Origin of the sequence: uncultured Caldilinea sp. (assembly GCF_937128415.1) — a bacterium.
Taxonomy (GTDB): domain Bacteria; phylum Chloroflexota; class Anaerolineae; order Caldilineales; family Caldilineaceae; genus Caldilinea.
In genome coordinates this window covers 34658-55310 of the sequence record NZ_CAKZMJ010000085.1, presented here as the reverse complement: position 1 = coordinate 55310, position 20653 = coordinate 34658, and the positions used below count along the sequence as shown (strand labels likewise).

At 62.2% G+C, this 20653-nt stretch carries 12 protein-coding genes and 1 pseudogene; 5 read left to right on the top strand and 8 right to left on the bottom strand.

What is annotated here, in order from left to right:
- Window positions 1-342 precede the first annotated feature (342 nt).
- The gene (locus Q0367_RS16705) at window positions 343-861 is read left to right on the top strand and encodes a flavin reductase family protein (protein ID WP_297637693.1); all 519 of its coding nucleotides are present in this window, start codon (window positions 343-345) and stop codon (window positions 859-861) included.
- 18 nt (window positions 862-879) lie between these two features.
- On the opposite strand, the gene dnaE is transcribed toward Q0367_RS16705, so the two are convergent.
- Window positions 880-6192, bottom strand: coding sequence for a DNA polymerase III subunit alpha (gene dnaE / locus Q0367_RS16700; RefSeq protein ID WP_298983637.1), 5313 nt, complete (start codon window positions 6190-6192; stop codon window positions 880-882).
- Between the two features lie 332 nt (window positions 6193-6524).
- On the opposite strand from dnaE, the gene Q0367_RS16695 reads away from it, so the two are divergent.
- Window positions 6525-7004, top strand: a complete 480-nt coding sequence (locus Q0367_RS16695) for a hypothetical protein (RefSeq protein ID WP_297637699.1) — start codon at window positions 6525-6527, stop codon at window positions 7002-7004.
- A 103-nt stretch (window positions 7005-7107) separates the two neighbouring features.
- On the top strand, window positions 7108-8739 hold the full coding sequence (locus Q0367_RS16690; RefSeq protein WP_297637702.1) for a DUF5671 domain-containing protein: 1632 nt from the start codon (window positions 7108-7110) through the stop codon (window positions 8737-8739).
- A gap of 254 nt (window positions 8740-8993) precedes the next feature.
- Here the strand turns inward: Q0367_RS16690 and rnhA are convergent.
- From rnhA to Q0367_RS16655, 7 genes and pseudogenes are all read right to left on the bottom strand, one after another.
- Window positions 8994-9449 (bottom strand): annotated as a pseudogene (gene rnhA / locus Q0367_RS16685) (ribonuclease HI); the annotation flags it as partial.
- Between the two features lie 40 nt (window positions 9450-9489).
- Entirely contained in the window at window positions 9490-9774 is a 285-nt protein-coding gene (locus Q0367_RS16680; RefSeq protein WP_297637708.1) for a hypothetical protein, read from the bottom strand.
- 35 nt (window positions 9775-9809) lie between these two features.
- Complete coding sequence (locus Q0367_RS16675) at window positions 9810-10835, bottom strand: MraY family glycosyltransferase (protein WP_297637711.1); 1026 nt, start codon at window positions 10833-10835, stop codon at window positions 9810-9812.
- Window positions 10836-10843: 8 nt separating this feature from the next.
- Window positions 10844-14476, bottom strand: coding sequence for a tetratricopeptide repeat protein (locus tag Q0367_RS16670; RefSeq protein ID WP_297637714.1), 3633 nt, complete (start codon window positions 14474-14476; stop codon window positions 10844-10846).
- 138 nt (window positions 14477-14614) lie between these two features.
- Complete coding sequence (locus Q0367_RS16665; RefSeq protein WP_297637716.1) at window positions 14615-15898, bottom strand: glycosyltransferase family 87 protein; 1284 nt, start codon at window positions 15896-15898, stop codon at window positions 14615-14617.
- Between the two features lie 27 nt (window positions 15899-15925).
- Window positions 15926-17050, bottom strand: a complete 1125-nt coding sequence (locus Q0367_RS16660) for a glycosyltransferase family 1 protein (protein WP_297637729.1) — start codon at window positions 17048-17050, stop codon at window positions 15926-15928.
- Window positions 17047-18174: a glycosyltransferase gene (locus Q0367_RS16655; RefSeq protein ID WP_297637733.1), complete on the bottom strand. Its 1128-nt coding sequence runs from the start codon at window positions 18172-18174 to the stop codon at window positions 17047-17049. Before Q0367_RS16655 ends, Q0367_RS16660 begins: the two co-directional genes overlap by 4 nt.
- 468 nt (window positions 18175-18642) lie before the next feature.
- Between Q0367_RS16655 and pckA the strand changes: the two genes are divergently transcribed.
- Together pckA and Q0367_RS16645 are read left to right on the top strand one after the other, a co-directional pair.
- A complete protein-coding gene (gene pckA / locus Q0367_RS16650; RefSeq protein WP_363325882.1) occupies window positions 18643-20241 on the top strand; it encodes a phosphoenolpyruvate carboxykinase (ATP) in 1599 nt (532 codons plus the stop codon).
- Between the two features lie 35 nt (window positions 20242-20276).
- A complete protein-coding gene (locus Q0367_RS16645) occupies window positions 20277-20651 on the top strand; it encodes a response regulator transcription factor (RefSeq protein ID WP_297637739.1) in 375 nt (124 codons plus the stop codon).
- Window positions 20652-20653 lie beyond the last annotated feature (2 nt).

Sequence of the window (20653 nt, the reverse complement as noted above, 5' to 3'; positions counted from 1 at the left end):
CGCTTCCCAATAGACTTCGCAGGTGAATGTCGATTTGTGCTTCTTTTCACAATTTTTGTCCGCCATTGTCGGCTTCATTGGTTTTTCTGTCAAAAGCGCTGCGCCCCCAATCAACGCTTTGATGTTAAAATTTGTGAGCGGTCGCTTCGAGACGCACGCAGGTGAGGGGAGTTGCCCTTACATCCCGTGATTTCACTTGAGGCGTACTGTGATGAAATCAAAGAAATTGCGCAGCTGGCCGATCTCTCAAGGAGTTTAAAACCTCCTGAAAGGCGTATCCTGGGAGGCGACCGCATCGTTGCGCAACGATTGAATCAGTCGAAAACTGTGGAGATGAATCCAATGAGCGTGGATGCACAAACTTTCAAAGATGCGATGGCGCAGTGGGCGTCTGGCGTGACCGTGGTGACGACGTTGAGCGGGGATGGTCGTCCGGTGGGCATCACTGCCAGCTCGCTGACCAGCGTAAGTCTGCAGCCGCCGCAAATTCTGATCTGCGTGGCGCGCAAGTTGTTCACCCATCAGGCGATCGAACAGAGCGGCTTTTTCGCCGTGAATATTTTGGGGGTGGAGCATCTGGAATGGGGAATGCGCTTCGCCGGCATGACGCCGGAGTTGGCGGACCGCTTTGCCGATATCGAGGTTCAGAACGCGGTGACCGGCGCGCCGATTTTGCCGGGGGTGCCGGGCTGGCTCGATTGCCGCGTGCGTCACGCCTATGACGGCGGAGATCACACGATCTTCGTCGGCGAGGTGGTGGCCGCCAGCGCGTCAGAAGCGCGTAGACCGCTGCTTTACTACAACCGCGCCTGGCGAAAGCTGCATGAGGAGCCGTTGCAGCTTCCCGTCTCGACCCGATGACGCCTTGTTCAGGCCGCGTCAGGGTTCGGCCAGCTCCTCAATCTCATAGTCCACCCGGAAATGTTTCTGAAGCTCCGTCTTGAGCTTCTCGGTGATTGTGCAGCCGTCGTTAGGAAAGGAGAGCTCTACGATTCTGCCGTTGTCTAGAAGCCGAATGACGAACGCATCGCGGCCTTTCGGCTCTCGCACGGTTTCGTAGAGCTCTCGGAGCCGATACTTATCGCGTTCGAGATTGCCGGTGCGACGGAAGTTGATCAACAGCCGGCGCATCGGACGGGGATGGGAAACGACTTTGGAGATTGACGGACGACGCGTCTCCTCGCCGGAGGCAACGGATGACGCTTCAGGCGATGATTCAGAGGCGGATCGCTGCGTCTTATCCGCCGCCGTTTCGGACGTTTCAGGCTCGACCGGTTCTGCCTCCGGCCCGATTTTTGACGGGGCGGCGCTTTCTGCGCTGTGCAACGCAGCGCCGTTCTGGAAGCTGTGTTGGTCTTCGGGGCTTTTTGCTTCGCCGTGGATGGGAATCGCCGACGGTTCCGCCGCTGGCGACAATGCGACGGCGTCCGCTTCCTCGTCGTCCGTCCACTGCGGCGGTTCGTTGTAGAAGGGACTCATCTCCGCTTCTTCCCACGCTTCCATGTCGCTTGCGAACCCATTTCCACCCCTCGTCGACGGCGCAGCGCCATTCTGGGGCGGCGCATCCTGAAACAGGGGCGTCTGCAAGGCCGGCGTCTCCTCCTCGACACCGATGTAACTTTCCACGTGCGTCTGCACAATGTCGGCCAGCAGCGTCGTCTGGCCTTCGCGCGTCTGCGCCTTGCCTTTGACGATCACCACCGAATCTACGACAAGCTTCTCTTTGAATTCGGCGTAGGCTTTGGGGAAAAAGACCACCTCGCAGCCGCCTTGCAGGTCTTCCAATTGGACGAAGGCCATCTGGTCGCCTTTTTTGGTGTTGATGACGCGCACGTTCGTGATCACTCCCGCCAGCGTCACGCCTTTGCCGTCGTAGCGTTCGTCCAGCTCGGCGCAGGAGCAAGTGGTGATGCGTTTGAAGTCGATCTTGAGCTGGTGCAGCGGGTGGCTGATCGAGTAGACGCCGAGCAGCTCTTTCTCCCATTGGAGCTTCTCACGGCCCTTCACCTCTTCGATGTCCGGCAGCTTGATCGGAGAGACATGGGCTTCCTCTTTCGCAGCCCCAAGCATGTCAAAAATGGAAAGTTGGCCGCTCTCGCGGGCGTCGTGCACGGCGGCGGAGGCGCTCACCATCTGGTCGAGCACGGCGAGCAGCTGGCTGCGTTTGCCGAAGCGGTCGAACGCGCCCGCCTTGATCAGGCACTCCAGCGCGCGCTTGTTGACCTGGCGCAGATCGACGCGGTCGCAGAAATCTTCCAGGCTCTTGAAAGGGCCGCCTTTCTGACGCGCCTCCAGGATCACCCGCACCGGCCCTTCGCCCACGTTCTTGATGGCGGCCATGCCGAAGCGGATGGCGCTGCCTTCGGGCACAGGGAAGGGGTAGCCGAGGTTCGGATCGCGGTGCGCCAACGTCGGCGTGTCGGCGGGGCGCTGTTGAATTTCAAAGTCAAGGCCGGAGTAGTTGACGTCGGGCGGGAGCACGTCGATGCCCATGCGCCGACATTCGTTGATGAAATTGGCCACCTTCTCCGTCTTGTCGCGCTCGACCAGGAGCTGCGCCGCCATGTATTCGACCGGATAGTGCGCCTTCAGATAGGCCGTCTGCACGGTGATGACGGCGTAGTCGGCGGCGTGCGACTTGTTAAAACCGTATCTTGCAAAAAATTCTATATCCGCATAAATTTCTGCAGCGATCGCAGGATCGATTCCGTTCTTTTCACAGCCTGCAATAAAAATCTTCTTATGTTTTTCAATCTCCGACGCTTTTTTCTTGCCGATGGCGCGGCGCAACAGATCGGCTTCACCTGGGGTGTAGCCGGCGAGGTGGCTTAGAATCTGAATGATTTGTTCCTGATAGACGCAGTTGTGAACCACGATGTTGTCGGCCACAAAGCTGTGCAGTCCTTCGACGGTCAGATCATAGACATGCTCCACCCCAACGTACTCAATCGATGCAATTTCTTCCCAAATCACGCCGAGCCGTTTACGGGTCTCGGGCAAAGGCAACGCTTCGGCAAGTTGCGCTGCAACGTGCGCCGAGATGCGAGAGAGGTTGCGGCGCTTTGGATGAAAATGCTGGCGATCCACGCCGTACGCCTTCATCATTCCACGATAGGACAACGTGCGCACAGCGTCGACTTCGTCGAGAAATGGCTGTTGAGCAAGGGTGGAGAAACTCTGCTGCGTGCAGGCGATGGTGCGCTTTGCCGTGATCATATGCGGTTGCACCCAAGCGGCAAATCTCGCCGTATCATAGACCGTCACCTGGTAGCCGGTGCGTTGCGTGGCTTGATCGGCGCCAATCCTATAGTGAGATTGGTAGACGGTGGAGCGAATTCCCAGCCGCAGCAACAGTGTTTGAATCTGTTCTGCAAGGCGTTGGGAGACGGTTTTATAATGGCAAAGCTTGCGCCCTACATATCCGTCACAATCCCACAAAGAGGCGAGGAAAAAAGCAATCTCCTCATTTCCTAGCCCGAAAATAAAGTCTGGGATCACTTTTTCGTGACTGCGCAACCCGCCGGGGCGTTGCCCCGCCGGCGCTTTTAAGCCGAGCGCTCGCAGCCATTCCAGCAGCGCATTCGGCGTATGATAGCCGGCGCTCCCCCGCTCTTTCGAGGCGCCGATGCGAATGACGCCGCGCACCTGCTGCGTGATATGAGGTCGAACGCCCTCAAAGGCTTCCAGGCAGCGTTGGTATTCAGCCAACAGCACCGGGTCCTTGGAGACAAAGTCGACGCACGCCATGCTCGCCAGGCTGCCATCCGCCAACAGATAGGCCAAAACGCGCAAACGGCGACGGTCCTCCGGCTGGGGCGCTGCGTCCGGTCCTATCAGATAAGGAGGCGTCGCTACAAAGTCGCCGGGGCGCAATTCTCGTAAGGGACGCCAGCCTGTCTCGGTCAACAGGCGGTGATCTTCGGTTACTTTGACGCTGGCCCCGTTGCGCAACACCACGCGATAGACCGGCTTTTCGCCGCTGTCGATCCAGTGGGTCACGCGGCCGACCGCCGGCTGCCAGTTTTCATCAACGCCCTGCACATAAAATTCGCGCAGCTTGCCGATGTCCGCCAGACGATAGCGGCGCCCGGTGCGCGCCTCGGTGATCATGGCGTCGCCGCTGACGCAGATGCCGTAAGTCTCACTTAAAATCGACTGAAGGGCGGGATGCTTGTACTCGACCGGCTCCTGGCCGTGCATGCGGCGGATGAAGGAGGGAATGTACTCCATCGGCCCGGGGCGGTACAGTGAGATGACGGCGACGATGTGCTCGAAGGTGGTGGGCTTCATCTCGGTGAGGACGCGACGCATGCCCTGGCTTTCCACCTGGAAGACGCCGCTCACCTCGCCGCTGGAGAGGAGCTTGAAGGCCTCGCGCGCCGCCTCGCCTTCGTAGGGGATGGTCTGCAGCGTGTACTCGACGCCGTGGCGCTCCTTGATCAGCCGGGCGGCCTCGCGCATCACCGAGAGCGTGCTCAGCCCCAGAAAGTCCACCTTGAGCAGGCCGATCGACTCCAGGATGGGGAATTCATACTGGGCGATGGTGCTGGTCACGGTGGATTTGCTGCCGCGCATGAGCGGCGTGTAGTGGGTCAACTCCTTGTCGGCGACGATCACGGCGGCGGCGTGCACGCCGGCGTTGCGCGCCACGCCCTCGAGCTGCATGGCGGTGTCGAGCAGCTTGCGCACCCACGTTTCTTTGTTGTAGAGATCGACCAGCTCCTGGTTGTAGAACTCATGCCCCTCGGTCAGGCAGTCCTTGATCGTGACCGGCTTGCCCGGAATGCCGGGGATGAGCTTGGCAATGTAATCGACTTTGGCCAGCTCGATGCCCTGGGCGCGGCCGACGTCGCGCACCGCAGCTTTGGCCTTCATGCGGTTGAAGGTGGCGATCTGCGCGACCTGGCTTTCCCCATATTTTTGCACGGTGTAGCGGATCATCTCCTCGCGCTGGTCATCGGGAAAGTCCAGGTCGAAGTCGGGCATGGTGACGCGACCGGGGTTGAGGAAGCGCTCGAAGATCAGGTTGTTCTTGAGCGGGTCGATGCTGGTGATGCCGATGCAGTAGGCGACCAGCGAGCCGGCGCCCGACCCGCGCACGTTCCACCAGATGTTGCGGCTGCGGGCGAAGTTGCAGAGGTCGGCGACGATCAGGTAGTAGACGTCGAACCCCATTTCGTGGATGGTGCGCAGCTCGCGCTCCTTGCGCTCCTGCACCTCCGGGTCGTCGGCGCGGTCGCCGTAGAGTCGGCGCAGGCCCTCTTCCGTCAGGTGGCGCAGATAGGTCTCGTAGGTGAAGCCTTCTGGGATGGGCAGATCGGGCAGGTGGTAGGTTGGGTCTTCGAGGTCCACCTCGCACATTTCGGCGATGCGCAGGGTGTGGTCGAAGGCGCTCGCCGGCAGGTCGATGAAGGGGCGGAAAGTCGCCTCCATCTGCGCCCGGCTTTTGAGGAAATAGCTGCCGTCGCTCATGCGCATGCGGTTGGGCTGGTCGAGCGTGGCGCCGGTCTGCACACAGAGCAGCACGTCGTGCGGGCCGCCATCCTCCTCGCGCACGTAATGCACGTCGTTGGTGACGACCAGGTTCAGCCCGAACTTCTCCGCCCAGGGCACGAGAATTTTGTTGACCTGCACCAGCTCCGGGATCGAGTGCTCCTGCAGCTCGATGAAAAAATTCTCTTTGCCGAAGACATCGACGTACCAGCCCAGCCGTTCGTAGGCCTCGCGCTCTTTGCCCTGCGCCAGCAACTGCGGCACCTCGGCGCCCAGGCAGCCCGTGCTGGCGATCAGCCCTTCGGCGTGGGCGGCGAGAAATTCATGATCGATGCGCGGCTTGTAATAGTAGCCGTCCAACTGGCTGCGCGTGGCGATCTTGAGCAGGTTCCGATAGCCGGTCATGTTTTTGGCCAGCAGCAGCAGGTGATAGTTGTCGCGGTCGAGCTGGGGGTCGCGCCCCGTCATGGGGCGACCCCACACCGTCTGATAAGCCTCGATGCCGATGATGGGCCGGATGCCCGCCTCGCGGCAGGCGCGGAAGAACTCGATGGCGCCGTGCATCACGCCGTGGTCGGTCAATGCCAGCGCCGGCTGCCCCAGCTTCACCGCCTCCTTGACCAGGGACTTGATGCGCCCCAGGCCGTCCAGCAGCGAATATTCGGAATGGACGTGCAAGTGCACAAAATCGTCGGCCATCTTGGATCGCGTCCGTGCTCAGGAACTTTGCATAATCGGAACCGATGTTCTATAGAAGCTTCTGTGATTATAACAAAAGATGCGATGATGCAGCGAACCGCTCGATGGTGCACGATGTGCAACGAGGCTGCGCAGGGGTGTTGCAGTCAATGATACACTTTTGCGCATTGAAATGTGACAAGGGTTGCGTTACGCTTAGAAGTGTCAGACGAGTGAAAGCCTATCCCCAAGCCGTCGCCGGACTCCCATGCGCTGCAGAGAATGCTGCAAATGCGACGGCAAGGAAGGGCCTCTATTGTTTCGGAAAAGCAGATTTCGATCAGGAGGAAAGCGTGAAAATTCGACTCGACAAATTTACGGTCGCCGTGCTGGTCGTCGTTGGGCTGTTGATCGCTGCAGCGCTTGTGACCGTCAATATTCAAGGAGCGGGGGAGGCGCCGCCCGCTTATCGCACGGAGGATGCGCCGGAGACGCCGATTTACAATGCCTTTTTGGCGCTGAAGGCAGGCGACATCGCCATGGCGCGCGCCCAGTACAGCAAGCGCGTGCTGGAGGAGGTGGAGAGCGAACGCGGCTATGGCCCCTTGCGTGGAGACGCGTACATCTACGGGGATGCCGCGCGCCGTCTGCGCATCCTGAACGTGCGCATGGACCCCGAGAACGCCAACCGCGCGTACGTGACCGTCGCCATCGACGCCTACGCCACCGGCGGCCTCTTCAGCAGCGGCTCGACCTGGACGTCGGAGCGCATCGTCGAGGTCGTCCGCGAGGACGGCGCCTGGAAAATCAACACGCAGGAATATTTCTATTGACGCCCCAGGGATGGCTGACGCCCTCTGAACGGCGGCAAGGACGCGTTGATCAAACGGCGCGCACAGAATTGAGAGCGATTTCATCATGTTGACAGGGGTTCAAATGCAAAACAATGCGAAAATCACCCGACTGACAGCTGTACGGCGTCTGTACATCTATCTGGTTGCGTTCGTGAGTCAGATGGCGGCGCTGGCGGCCGTCAATGAGCTGATCGGCATGCTCAGCCGGGCGTGGCTGGAGCGCGACAGCATGTTGCAGGGCGCTTTCCTGCGCACCACCGCCGCCAATTCCATCGGCGCGTTGCTCGTCGCCACGCCGATCTTTTTGATTCACTGGGGGCTGGCGCAGCGCTTTGGCGATGCGCTCGACGAACGCCGCTCCGTCTGGCGCAAACTTTTTCTGTATGGGTCCACCGCAGCCGGATTGATCGTGATGCTCTCGAACCTCGGTCGGCTGTTGCGCGAGATCGGTTGGCTGGCCTTTGGCGGCGCCCTCGGCGCCATCCAGTCCTGGCCGGCGGGCTGGCTGCAGTGGGGTTTGATGGCCCTCGTGGGCGTTGGCCTGATTTATCAGTGGGGCGCGGTGTTGCTCAACGATGGCGATTGGGGCCAGGAGGCGCGCTTCGCCCGCTTCGTTCGCCAGTTGTTTCTTGTGCTCGCCGGGCTGACGGGGTTGGGAATCGCCATTTGGGGCGGCCACATGTTGATTCAGATTGGATTGCAGATGGCCCTTGACCGGGCGTTCGGCGCACTGGAATGGGGATGGTGGCGACGACCGCTGGCGGACGCAGTCAGTCAGGCGCTCATTGGAAGCTGGCTTTTCCACGCCATCTGGCGTCAATGGCAGGACGCGCTGACCCTCAACCCCGCGGAAGGACGCGCCGTCATGCGCCGCATCTATCTCTATCTCGGCGTGTTGATCGGCGCCATCACCACCTTGACGCCGGCGGCGCTGTTGCTGCGCGAAGGTGTGCTGATGGTTATCGGCGAAGGCGGCGATTCGCTCGCCGGGCTGCTCGACCGCATGACGGGGCCGGTCTCCTTCATTCCGGTGGGCGCCGTGGTCTGGCGCTGGTGTTGGGCGACGCTGCGCAAGGAAACGGACGCCTACGGGGACAGCAACGAAAGCGCCACCGTGCGCCGCGTGTACACCTATCTTGTGACCGCCACAGGGCTGGCGCTGCTCTGGGTGGGCGCCGTCGAGCTGCTGCATGCGCTGATCGACGCCGCGCTGGTCGGAGGCCTCTGGCGCGAGCCGCTGGCGAACGGCGTGGCGCTGCTCGCAGTCGGCGCGCCGGTCTGGGTCGTCTTCTGGCGTCGGGCGCAGTCCATCGCCGAGCGCACCGACGCCGCGGGCGCCGTCGAGCGCAACTCCTGGCCGCGTAAGATCTATCTTTACGGCGTAGCGCTGGTCGGCGCCCTGGCGCTGCTCTTCACGCTGGCGCAGGTGCTCTACCGTGTGCTGCTCGTCGTCATGGGCGACCCGAACGCCATGCTCTCCTCCGGCGAGCTGGCCTATCGTCTGGCGGATAGCATGGTGGCGGCGGCGTTGTGGGCGCTGCATCTGCTGGCCCTGCGCGCCGACGGTCGCTTTGAGAAAGCGGCGGAGGCAGCGTTGGAGGCGCCGCAAAGCCTCTCTGAACGGCGCGCGGCGTTGGAGGCGCACATCGCCTGGCTGGAAGCGGAGCTGGCCGCCGCGCGCGCCGAACTGGCGAAGCTGGAAGGTGGGCCGTAGACGTCTGCGGTCGGCGCAGTTGATCGTTACTCTTGACGGAAAGCCTCTGAAATGGGCCGTTTGGCCTCCTCCACCAGATAGATGCGTCCACAGCCCGGACAGGAATGATGATATGCATAGAAGTAGCGCTGTCCGGGCTTCGGCTTGCTTTTGGTCGGGCGTCGTTCCAGCTCCGCCCCGCAGGCCCGGCAGAAAAGGCCCGTTTTGGGAGAGTCGTTCTGAGCGGCCGGCGCCATCGCCTCCACGTATCCTTCGTCGGGCGGCAGATTGGGCTGTTGCAGCGCCTCCACGGCCAGGCGATCGCACAGCTCATTTTCCGGATGGTCGGCGTGGCCTTTGACCCACGCAAAGGTGACGTGGTGTTTGTCGCACAGCGCAAGCAGCCGCTCCCACAGGTCAGGGTTGACGACCGGCTCCTTGTTCGAGCGCTTCCACCCCTGCTGGCGCCATCGTCTTGCCCAGCCCTTCGTCATGGCGTCGACCAGGTATTTGGAGTCGCTGACCAATGTAACGTCGCACGGCTCCTTAAGCAGCTCCAGTCCTTTGATGGCCGCCATCAGCTCCATGCGGTTGTTGGTGGTGCGCGCAAAGCCGCCGGAGATTTGCTTGCGATGGGGGCCGTAAACCAACACCACGCCGTAGCCGCCGGGCCCCGGATTCGGCTCGGCGGCGCCGTCGGTGTAGATGGTGACTTGCTTGCGTTGCGTCATCTTTTTTGTCAAAACGCTCTCTGCCGCCTGAGCGACGCGTTCAGTCCTCAAGCGCCAGCGTGTAGGATTGAAAGACGTTGTTGTCCACGTCGCGCACGAAGAGCACCATCTGTCGGTTTGCCAGCGCGCGGCGATACTGGTCTTCGACCTGGCGCCGCGAAACAGGTTCGAGCACCATGAGGAATTCTTCAAACGGATAGGCGTAGATTTCGGCCTTCTGCACGTCGATCAACATGATCGGCCGCTGTTCGGCGAAGCGGTTGTACGTTTCGGCGATCGAGGGCCACTGCTGCTCAATCAGTTCAATATAGGGGTCTTTGGGCATGATTTTCTCCTTGAGAATGGGTGGGATTCCACCATCTATTGAGGGCGCACGCCGTCGTTGCGAAATTCCAACCGCCACAACGCATACAGGCACAGCCCGGCGACAGCGAACGCAACGGCGAAAGCCTCGTGGAACGAAGCCTGCGAGACAAAGATCGCCGCCACGCCGAACGCGCAACAGATGAGGTAACAGACCAACACCGCCTCGCGGCGACTGCCGAGCAAATAGGCGAGGCGATGGCTGATGTGATCTTTGCCCGGCGTCGTCAGCGGGTTCTTGCCGCGGCGCAACCGGCTGATGAAGACGAGCGTCGTGTCGAAGATGGGCAGCCCCAGCACCAGGACCGGGATCATCCAGGTCACCGTGACGCTGTTGCTCGGAAAACGCAATTTGATGGCCACCGCCGCCAGCATAAAGCCCAGAAAGAGGCTGCCTGCGTCGCCCATGAAGATGTGCGCCGGGTTCCAGTTATAGATCAGGAAGCCGGCGCAGGCGCCCACCAACGCCGCCGCCAACGCGCCGACCAGATATTGCCCGCTCATCGCCGCCAGCAGCGTGAAAAAGATGGCGGCGATCATCGCCACGCCGCCGCTCAACCCGTCCATGTTGTCGAGCAGGTTCAACGCGTTGGTGATGCCAACCACCCACACCAGGGTTAGGACCACGTCCAGCCAGGCGCCGAAAATCTGAACGCGGACGCCGGAATAGATCAAAACGCCGGCGGCGACGAGCTGGCCGAACAACTTGACATAGCTGCTCAATCCCCAGCGATCATCGACCAGCCCCATGAAGCTCATCAGCGTGGCGCCGACGAAAATGCCGACGACCTCGTTGATGTAGTCGCGGTCGCCGAAGAAGACCAGCGCCAGAATGAACGACACGTAGATGGCGGCGCCGCCGAGCAACGGCACCGGCGACGCGTGAATCTTACGCGCGGAAGGCTTATCGACCGTGCCGGTTTGCAACGCCACGCGGCGCATCACCGGCACCACGCCGAGCGTGAGCAGCAACGTGCTCGCCCCGATCAGAATAAACGCCGTCATCGGCAACGTGTCGGGCATAGGGGGCCTCAACTGCTCGCTTCTGCAATCAGCGCATCGATGGCGGCATGCTGATCCGGGGGGGCCAGCGTCCTGGCTTGCTGGAACATCGCCAGCGCCTCGCTGCGCCGGTTCAGACGCAGCAGCGCCATGCCGGCTTCGACGGCATATTGATAGTTGTTCGGATCGAGCGCCATCAGCGTTTGAGCCACTTCAAGCGCCTTCTCCTGGTTGTCGGTCGTGGCGTAGAGCGAGCTGAGCGTGCGCAGCGTGTTGACGTCATTGGGCGCCAGCTGGCGAATCGCCTCCATCTCGGCGATCATCCCTTGGACGTCGCCCTGGCGTTGATAGAGATCCGCAGCCAGTTGGTGCAGCCCGATTCGGTCTTCGATGCTGGTGGCGGAGGCGAGCCCCTGGCGCGCGTAAGCCATCGCCTGCTCCAGATTGCCCTGGTCGCGCGCAAGGATCGCCAGGTTGCGCAACGCCTGCGCGTTGCCCGGCAGCAGCTCGAGCAGACGTCGATTGGCTTCGGCGGCTGCCTCCAGATTGCCCTGCCGCGCCTCGATCACGCCTAGATAACTGAGCATCTGCGCTGCGGACTGCGGTCGTTGCGCCTCCTCGAAGAGCTGGACGCCTTTGCGCAGCGTCTCCAGCAGGCGATCCGTCTGCCCCGTGCGCTCGAAATAATCGGCCAGCAGCAGATACGTCTGGTCGAAGAGCGGGTCGAGCGTCAGGCTGTGCTCAAAGGAGGCCAACGCCTCTTCGGTGCGGCCGGCGGCCATCAGCGCGTTGCCGCGTTCGTTCCACAGGTGCGCCGCGTTGGGGCTGAGCGTCACGGCGATGTCGTACATGGCGATGCTCTGTTCCAGGCGCTGCTGGCGGACGGCCGGGTCGTCGGAGAGGTCGGCCCAGCTCCGATAGAGCCGCGCCAGGTTGGCGGTGTGGTCGGTGTTGAGCGGGTTGACGCGCTGCGCCTCGAGGAGCACGGTTTCGGCGGCGCGCAAGAGGTCGTTGCGGCCAAGCTGCGCCACCACGTCCGGCGTCAGCGCCAGCACGTCGTCGAGCGTCAGCGGCTCCGGCAGCGTCGCAGCGCCGTGGGGAGGCGCCTGTTTCGCCAGCTCCAGCAGCGCCCGCCCCAAGAAGAGCATGTAATAGTCCTCGGTCTTGCGCGTAGCCAGGGCGCGTTTGTACAGCTCCACGCTGCTCAGCCAGTTGCCCTGGCTGTCGAACTGTTGCCCTTGTTTGTAGACGATGTCGGCCTTCACCAGCGTGACGTTGACGGTGAGGATCAGAAACGCCGCCAGCGCAACCGCGGCGACGCCTGTGGACGCCGCGGCCCAGCTGCGTCCAACGGCGGGCAGCGCGCGAGCGCGCAGGGCGGGCCAGGCGTAGACCGTGGCCGCCGTCGCCATCCACAGGATGACGATGAAGGTGTAGAATCCAAAGTGGCCGCCGATGCGTTCGAGTTGCAGGTTGAGAAACTCTTGATTGGTGATCCCCGGCGGCGGTTGGATCGGCGCCAGGCGCGTCGCCTGAATCAGCCCGTAGACCAGCCAGGCGCCCCAGACCAGGCCGGCATGCAGCGCGTAGCCCGTCAACCACCACCCCAAATCCGGCGCCCTGCGCTGCGCCAGCGACTCTTCCGCCAGGCCAACGGTGGCCGCCACCAGCCAGGTGAAGAGCATCAAGAAGAAGATGGCCGGGCTTGTCGCCCCGGTTTTGGGATTGACGAAGATGCTCTCACTCAGAATGCGCACCGGATCGGCGAGCCCTGCGGCGTTCGTCGTGTAGATATACACGAAGGTCAGAAAGATCAGCGCGTCGGTCATCACCGTGCGCGGCAGGCGAGGAGCGTGTACGCCGACCGCACGCGTGCGACGGGTCGGGGCGGCGGCTTTGCCCTGTCGGCCCCGCTTTGGAGGCGTCGAGGCGGAGGCCGCCTCCTCCCCTTCTTCGGCCATGGCCAGCTCCGTGGAGAGCACGGGAAGGAGCCGCATCCCGATCAGCATCAGCACAGCGGTGAAGACCCAAAAATGGGTGCGCGTGGCGCCGATGGCGATGCCAAAGTGAATCTCCAGATAGTGGGCGACGATAGCCGTCAGCAGGGCGATGATCATCATCAGCCGCGGCAGGTCTGCTCGGTCGGGTCTGTGGCGCGCATGAAGGAACGCCGCCAGCGCCGCATATGCGCCGAAGCCGGTGACGATGCCGAAGGGCAACCCCAGCCCCGCCATGCGCAACTGCCAGTCATCGAACGCCATCAGGAGCAGTGAAACGCCGATCCCCCCAAACGCCACCAGGCCGCCGAAGAGCAGCGAGTCGCGGCGCTGCTTGATGAGGCCCAGCCAGCGCAAGGACCAGTAAAAGATCGCCACAAAAAGCGCAATGTAGCCGATAAAGCCGAGCAGCCCTGTGATGACGAGGCTGTCCCACGCTTCGTTGTGAGAACGGTCCGGGCTGGCGTTGCGCGCCTCGATCTGCGCCAGCTCCGGCGGATAGAAGGGGTTGAAGGCCACCCACATTGCTTCCGGCCCATAGCCGACGAGAGGGCGCAGGAAGTTGGCGTTATCCTGGCTGCCATCCGGGAAGGTCAGCGGCTCATGCGGCAACAGCATCTGGGTGGCGCCCCCCCAGATCAACTGGCGCACCTTGCCCGTGCCGCTGTCGATCTCCAGCACGTTGACAAAGCGGCCGACGTAGGGCGCCTCTTTGATAAAGCCAAAGGCGGGGACGAAGTTGGCGGCCAGAATGAGGAGCACCACCGCCGCCACGCCTCCGACGGCCAGGCTCAACAGCGCGCGGAAATAGCGCGGGCGCACTGCGCTGACGGTGAGCAGCCCAAACAGAAAGACGCCGGGCACCCATCCCAGCCAGGGGCCGCGGCTCTGCGTCCAGACGATGGCGATGGCCTGAACGAGCAGCACAAACAGATACGCGCCGCCGGCGAGGGAAGATTGCCACTCCTGCGGCTGCGCGTTCGTCGGCTGGCCGATGCCCATCAAGCGCACAAAGCTGGTGAAGACGCGCTCCAACGTCAGGAAAAAGGCCATGATCAGATAGGCGGCCAGGAAGATGGCGTTGCCCGCGTTGGCGGCCACGCGCGTCTGCACGTCGCCGCCCCAGGGCAAGGGATCGAGGCCGTAATGCTGGATCACGCCGTAGATCGAAATCGGCAGGCTGGTGAGGATGACCGCATGTTGGAAGCGTCGCAGCTGCTCGGGCCGACGCATCGTTGCGGCGGTCAGGGCCGCAATCGTGACGTAGGCCAGAAAGCTGTAGGTCCCTTGCAGGCGTTGATAGGAGCCGAACCAGCTCACGAAGACGGCGACGCTGAAGATGGTGCTGAGCGCAAAGGCCAGGATCATCAGCCCAACCGGCCAGATGAACGGATTCTTCACGAAGCCGCGCCAGTTGGCCCCTTGCCCACGCGCCTCCGACGAATCGTCGCCGCCGGGCAGCCAGGCGTAGCCGCCGTTGGCGAGCTTGATCGCCCACGCCGCCATCATCACCAGCGCAATCGTGCGCACCAGGCTGATTTTGTCCGGCTCAAAGACGCGGCTGGAAAAGACGTTGAAAAAAAGCGGCGAGACGACCAGCGCAGCCAGCCACCCCGCCTCGAGCACGCTGTCACACCATTGATCCAGCTTCGTTCGATTCACCATCAAAGCTTCACCATCAAAGTTGAACGTCCTCTGCATAGCGCACATAATGCCTGCATCAGGCCAATGTTAACGTAGGCGGTGCAACGGGTCAAGAACTTCACAATGGATTCAGACGGAAACGAATTAGATTGTCACGAATTAGGCTGTGGGCGGACGAGGGTCATCGGGGGAGGCGACAACGGATTCAGAGGGAAACGGGTCAGGCTGTGGGCGAACGACGGCCGTTGGCACGCGCAACGAATTTGTGGATTTCATCGCTTCCGCAATTCCCACGATCAACACAAGCACTGCAACGACGCCGGCGGTCGAGAGGATGGCGAAGAGGGGCGGAGGCAGTTGCTCCCAGAGTCGGGTGAGCCGGGCCACCGCAGCCAGCGCATAGCCAAGAACCGCAAAGCGTCGGCTGCGCTCACTCCGCCCCCAGAGCCACGCCATCGCCGGCGCGAACAGGACATGGTTATATCGTTCGGTGTGGGGGAAAGGCAGCAAACAGAAGAGCACCCACGCCCAGAAGGGCGCAGTGTGCTCCTGCATCCGCGCGCCGCGGAGGATGAGCCGCACAACGAACAGGCCGATTCCGACCAGCGCCGCAGCCGTCAGCGCCGATGCAACCCAAGGCGCCTCCCCTGCAAACAGACGCTGAAGCGTCGCCGGCAGCGATTGATCGTCGCGGCCGGCGAGCGCAGCGAACTCGCCGGCGCGCCCTGGCAGGAACGCGAGGAAGTAGTCGGCCATCAGCGTCGGCGTGAGCAGCATATGAGCCGCCGCAAATAAAAGCAGGGCGACCATCGTCGCCATCGCCAGAGCAAACCGACGTTGCAGCAAGAAGGCGAAAGGCCAGAAGAGAGGAAAGAGTTTCGTCGCCAACGCGGCCAGCCACGCCGCCAGCGCTGCGCCCCGGCGCAAAGGGCGAACGGCGCAAAGCGGGTCCGCCAACAGGAGCGCAGCCGTCAACGCAATGATGGCGCTCTGCCCCAGGGCCAAAGTCAACGCCGTCGGCCCGAAGGTCATCAGCAGAACAAAGACCAGCGCCCGCCCCCGGCGCGTTTCGACGCCGGCAAGCCCCGCCAGCGTTCTCGCACACCAGACGAGCATCAACAGCTGGAGCGCCAACCACAGCCACGCCGCCGCCGGAAAACTCAGCCAGGAGAACGGCTGCATCAGCCACGCCCACAAAGGGAAACTGTTGAGCAACGGGATCGGCGTCGGGGTCTGCGTGCGCTCGGCCAGCGTCAACAACGTTGCCTCCGGCCAACGATAGGGGGAAAGGCCAAGCCGAGCCGCCCACCCTCCCATGTAGAATGAGGAGAAATCGAACAGAGCAGGCGTGGGCCAGAAGACCTCCAGTCGCAGCGCAAAGGTCGCTGCGTGAATTCCAAACGCCGACCAGAAAAGGAAATTCCAGAAAGGGATGCGTCGCATCGACGGAGTCGCCCTCGTCAAAGAGATCTACGTCTTCTCAGCCGTTCGTCGATAAATGTCGAGCGTAGCAGCGGCGTTGCGCTCCCAGGAAAAGGTCGCCGCGCGGCGCAGACCTTGTTCGCTCAGCGCTTGACGCAGCGCCCTATCCTCCACCAGGCGCTGCATCGCCTCCGTCAGCGCCCCGAGATCGGTCGGATCGAACAGCAGCGCAGCCTCGCCGACCACCTCCGGCAGGCTGGAAACGTTGCTGCACGCCACCGGCGTTCCACAGGCCATCGCCTCCAGCGTCGGCAGGCCGAACCCTTCATAGCGGCTCGGAAAGATAAACGCCAACGCTGCGCTGTACAGGGCGGGCAGATCAACGTCCTCGACGAGACCCAGGAAGCGGATGCGTTCTCCCAATCCCAGAGCCTGCGCTCTTTGCATGGCCTCCGGATAGCGGGGGTCCCACGGGCCTGCCACCAGCAAAGGCGGCGCCGAAGCCTTCAACGCCGCATAGGCGCTCACCAGGGTGACGAGGTTCTTGTGCGGCTTGTTGCTGCCCACATAGAGCAGGAACGCCTGCGGCAACGCGTAGCGCGCGCGCAGGCGTTCGATAACTTGCCTGGGCTGAGGGCGGAAGCGGGCGTCCGCCGCCAACGGCACAGCCGTGACGCGCTCCGCCGGCGCGGCGAAGGTCGCCAGCAGATCGCGCCGCGAAGCCTCCGAGATGGCGATCACGTGGCGCGCAGCGCGCAGCGCCATGTGCATAGCAAAACGAAACAACAGCCGGGCGCGGCGCGAAACGTAAGAGGGGAAACGCAGCGGGATCAGGTCGTAAAAGGTCAACACAGTCGGAAGCCCCGGACGGTAGGGCATCAGATAATAGGGGCTGTGATAGAGCGACGCCTTTGCATTTTTCCTTTGCTTGTGGAGCAACGGAGGAACTTTCCATTGCTGTTGCAGCGCAAAGGGAGAGACGTCGCACGCCAGCATCTCGACGCCGGCGCGCAAGCAAGCCGCGAATTGCTCCTCTTGCGCAGGATAGCCCAACAACATGAGCCGTTCATCCGCACGTAAATGCTCCACGAGCGCCGAGACGAGATTGGCGACGTAGCGTCCAATGCCGGGGAAATGGGGAGCGGCGGTGCGCACGTCAAGAAGATACTTCATCGCCCCAGCGCCTCTTCATAAAACGCCAGCGTCCGGCGCAGCATCTCCTCACGCGTGAACGCCTGCTCGACCCGGCGTCGGCCGGCGGCGCCAAAAGCCCGGCGCTGCTCAGGATGTTCGAGCAACTGCCGAAGCGCTGCGGCCAGCGCCTCGGAGTTCTGGGGTGGAACGACCAGGCCGGTCACGCCGTGCTGGTTGACGTAGGAGGTGCCGGTGCCCAGCTCCGTGCAGATGACGGGCAACCCGCACGCCATGGCCTCCAGCTGGACGATGCCGAAGGTTTCGGCGCGGTTGGTGGAGGGCAACACGAAGACGTCGGCGGCGTGATAGAGCGCCGTCACCGCTTCATCGCTCAGCTCGCCGAGAAAATGCACGCGATCGGCGACGCCATTGCGCTGCGCCTGATGCTGCAACGCGGCGGCGAGAGGGCCGACGCCGACGATCAGAAAATGGGCAGAAGCAGACAGTCGAGCCGCTGCGTCGATCAACACGTCGACGCCCTTGTAGTGGCGCAGCCGCCCCACGAAGAGCACGAGCAGGCGATCCGGCCAGCGCGCGCGCCAGCGCGCCGCCTCCGCCTCGACCGCCGGCGTCCGTTCAAAGCGCTCGAGGTCGACGCCGAAATGAATGACCCGGCACTTTTCGGCGTGCACGCGCAGAAACGGCGAGTCCTGAATGTAAACGGGATTGGAAACAGCGATCAGATCGGCGCGGCGTAACGTCTCCCACAGAAAGGGTCGATAGAGCGTCCCCAAGACGCGCTGACGCACGATGTCGCTGTGATAGGTCACAACAAAACGGCGGCTGCGCCCCCACAAAAGCTGCCCAAGCTCACCGGGCGGATAGGGCATGTGCGCATGGGCGATGTCGATGTCCCTTTCCAGCCGGCGCAGCCACGCATAGAAGCTCAGGCTGACGGGCGCGGAGGAGACGTTGATCCATCGCGCCGTCTTGACGACCGGCACGCCGTCGATTTCCTGTTGAAGGGTGCGCCGCGTCGTATTGGTGACCAGCACTTGCGTCTCCACCCCCAGGCTGCGCAGCCCGACGGCAAGCTGACGGATATGATTCTCAATGCCGCCGAAGACAGGGTGGTAATCTTTATAGAGGTAGAGGACTCGCATACGCTTGAAGAGATGAATCCGTTCAAGGGTTTATCTGTAGTCTACCATGAACATCGAAGTTGCGCAGCCATTTTACATTTCCAGGGAGCGTCGAGCTTCCTGGAGGGGGATTGCGCATTTCAGGAGTCGGTGCAATCGAGTGCGCTGAAGCCTTTCTCCAACCCTGGTCAGTTGACCAGGGGAACAACTAAACCTCAGACAAAGTGGATTCTCTCCGGATGCCTAGCCCTTTCGATTGAAAAAGGGGCTACACTGGGGGAGTCGGACGCTGAACTCTCCGAACACCCATGTGTAAGATCATGCATTCACGACCGGCCCAGGGTTTTGCAACCGCTTTGCAACTATCAATTGCTTTGAGTAAGGGTGCGTTGATACCGACGTCCGGCCCCACCGCCTTTGGCGGGCTTCTCTGCGCGTTGTTCTCAGGTTGTCATTCTCTGGCGAAGGAGTGAAGCAATTATGTCATCCATGCGACCTCACAGTCCCTATGGACTCGAACATCATGGCGTCTACAATCCGAACAATGTCTTTTGGACGCTCAACACGCCGCTGCTCTATGAACAGGCCATTCGACGTTTCGAGGGCCATCTCGCCCATTTGGGTCCGTTGGTCGTGCGCACCGGGCAATACACAGGCCGTTCCCCGCGCGACAAATTCATCGTCGAAGAGGACGAGACGCGCGAGGATATTGCATGGGGCAACGTCAACCAACCTGTTTCAGAAGAGCGTTTTCGCGTCGTGTACGCCCGCCTGATGGCTTATTTACAAGGGAGGGATCTCTTTGTGCAGGATTGCTTCGTCGGCGCCGACCCCACCTATCGCATGCCGATTCGCGTCATCACCGAGACGGCGTGGGCGAGCCTGTTTGCCCGCAATCTCTTCATTCAGGCGAACGACGAAGAGTTGACGGTGCACAAGCCCGAATTTACGTTGATTCAAGCGCCGGGCTTTCACGCCATCCCAGACATCGATGGCACGCGCTCTGAAGTCTTCATCATGATCAATTTCAAGCAGAAACTGGTGTTGATCGGCGGCACGCAATACGCCGGAGAGATCAAGAAGGCTATTTTCACCGTGATGAATTATCTGTTGCCCAAGCGAGGCGTTCTGCCCATGCACTGCTCCGCCAATCTCGGCCGCAGCGGCGACGTCGCCATCTTCTTTGGGCTTTCGGGCACCGGCAAGACGACGCTGTCGACCGATCCCAAACGCACGCTGATCGGCGACGACGAGCACGGCTGGAGCGACGACGGCGTCTTCAACCTGGAGGGCGGCTGCTACGCCAAGACAATTCGACTGTCGCGCACCGCCGAGCCAGAAATTTACGAAGCCTGCCGTCGCTTCGGCACCATCCTCGAAAACGTCGGCTACAACACCGCCACCGGGCGAATCGATCTCGACGACGACTCGTTGACCGAAAACACGCGCGCCGCTTATCCGATCAGCCACATCCCCAGCGCCACGCGCAAAGGGGTCGGCGGCCATCCTAACCACATCGTGATGCTGACGGCGGACGCTTTCGGCGTGCTGCCGCCCATCGCCCGGCTGACGCCAGCGCAGGCGATGTATCACTTCCTCTCCGGGTACACCGCCAAGGTCGCCGGCACGGAGCGGGGCCTGACCGAACCGCAGGCCACCTTCAGCGCCTGCTTCGGCGAACCGTTCATGGTCTGGCATCCAAGCGTGTATGCACATATGTTGGCGGAGCGCATTCAGCAACACAAGGTGGATGTCTGGCTGGTCAACACCGGCTGGAGCGGCGGCCCCTATGGCGTCGGCAGCCGCATCAAGATCGCTTACACGCGCGCCATGATCAATGCTGCGCTGAACGGCGACCTGGACTACGTGGGCTATCGCACCGATCCGCTTTTCAACCTGCGCGTCCCGCTCGCTTGCCCAGACGTCCCTGCCGAGGTGCTCGACCCACGCTCCACCTGGGCCGATCCGTGCGCCTACGATGCGCAGGCGCGCCGGCTTGCCGAAATGTTCACGAAAAATTTTGAGAAATATGTCAACTCCGTTGATCCGGAGGTGGTGGCAGCGGGGCCATGTCTGACCGCAACTTGATGAGACGATGTTTACCATGGTCTGGAGGGAAGCGCGTGCGCGTTTTGCTGGCCGATGACCAGCCTGCGCTGCGTTCTGCAGTGCGCTTCTTGCTCGAACAGGAGCCAGACCTGTCGATCGTCGGAGAAGCCGCCGACGTCGCCGGACTGATGGAACGCGTTTCGGCGCTGCATCCAGACTTGTTGCTGCTGGATTGGGAACTTCCCGGTCTGAACGCTGTGCACAGCGCCCGGCATGTGATAAACTCCCTGTACGCCGAATGTCCCGGCCTCCATATTATCGTGTTGAGCGGTCGACCGGAAGCCGGCCTGCATGCGCTGGCCTCCGGCGCCGACGCCTTTGTCAGCAAAGCCGACCCGCCGGAGCGGCTGTTAGCCGCCTTGCGACGGGTCAAATTGAAGAGCAGGTGAAA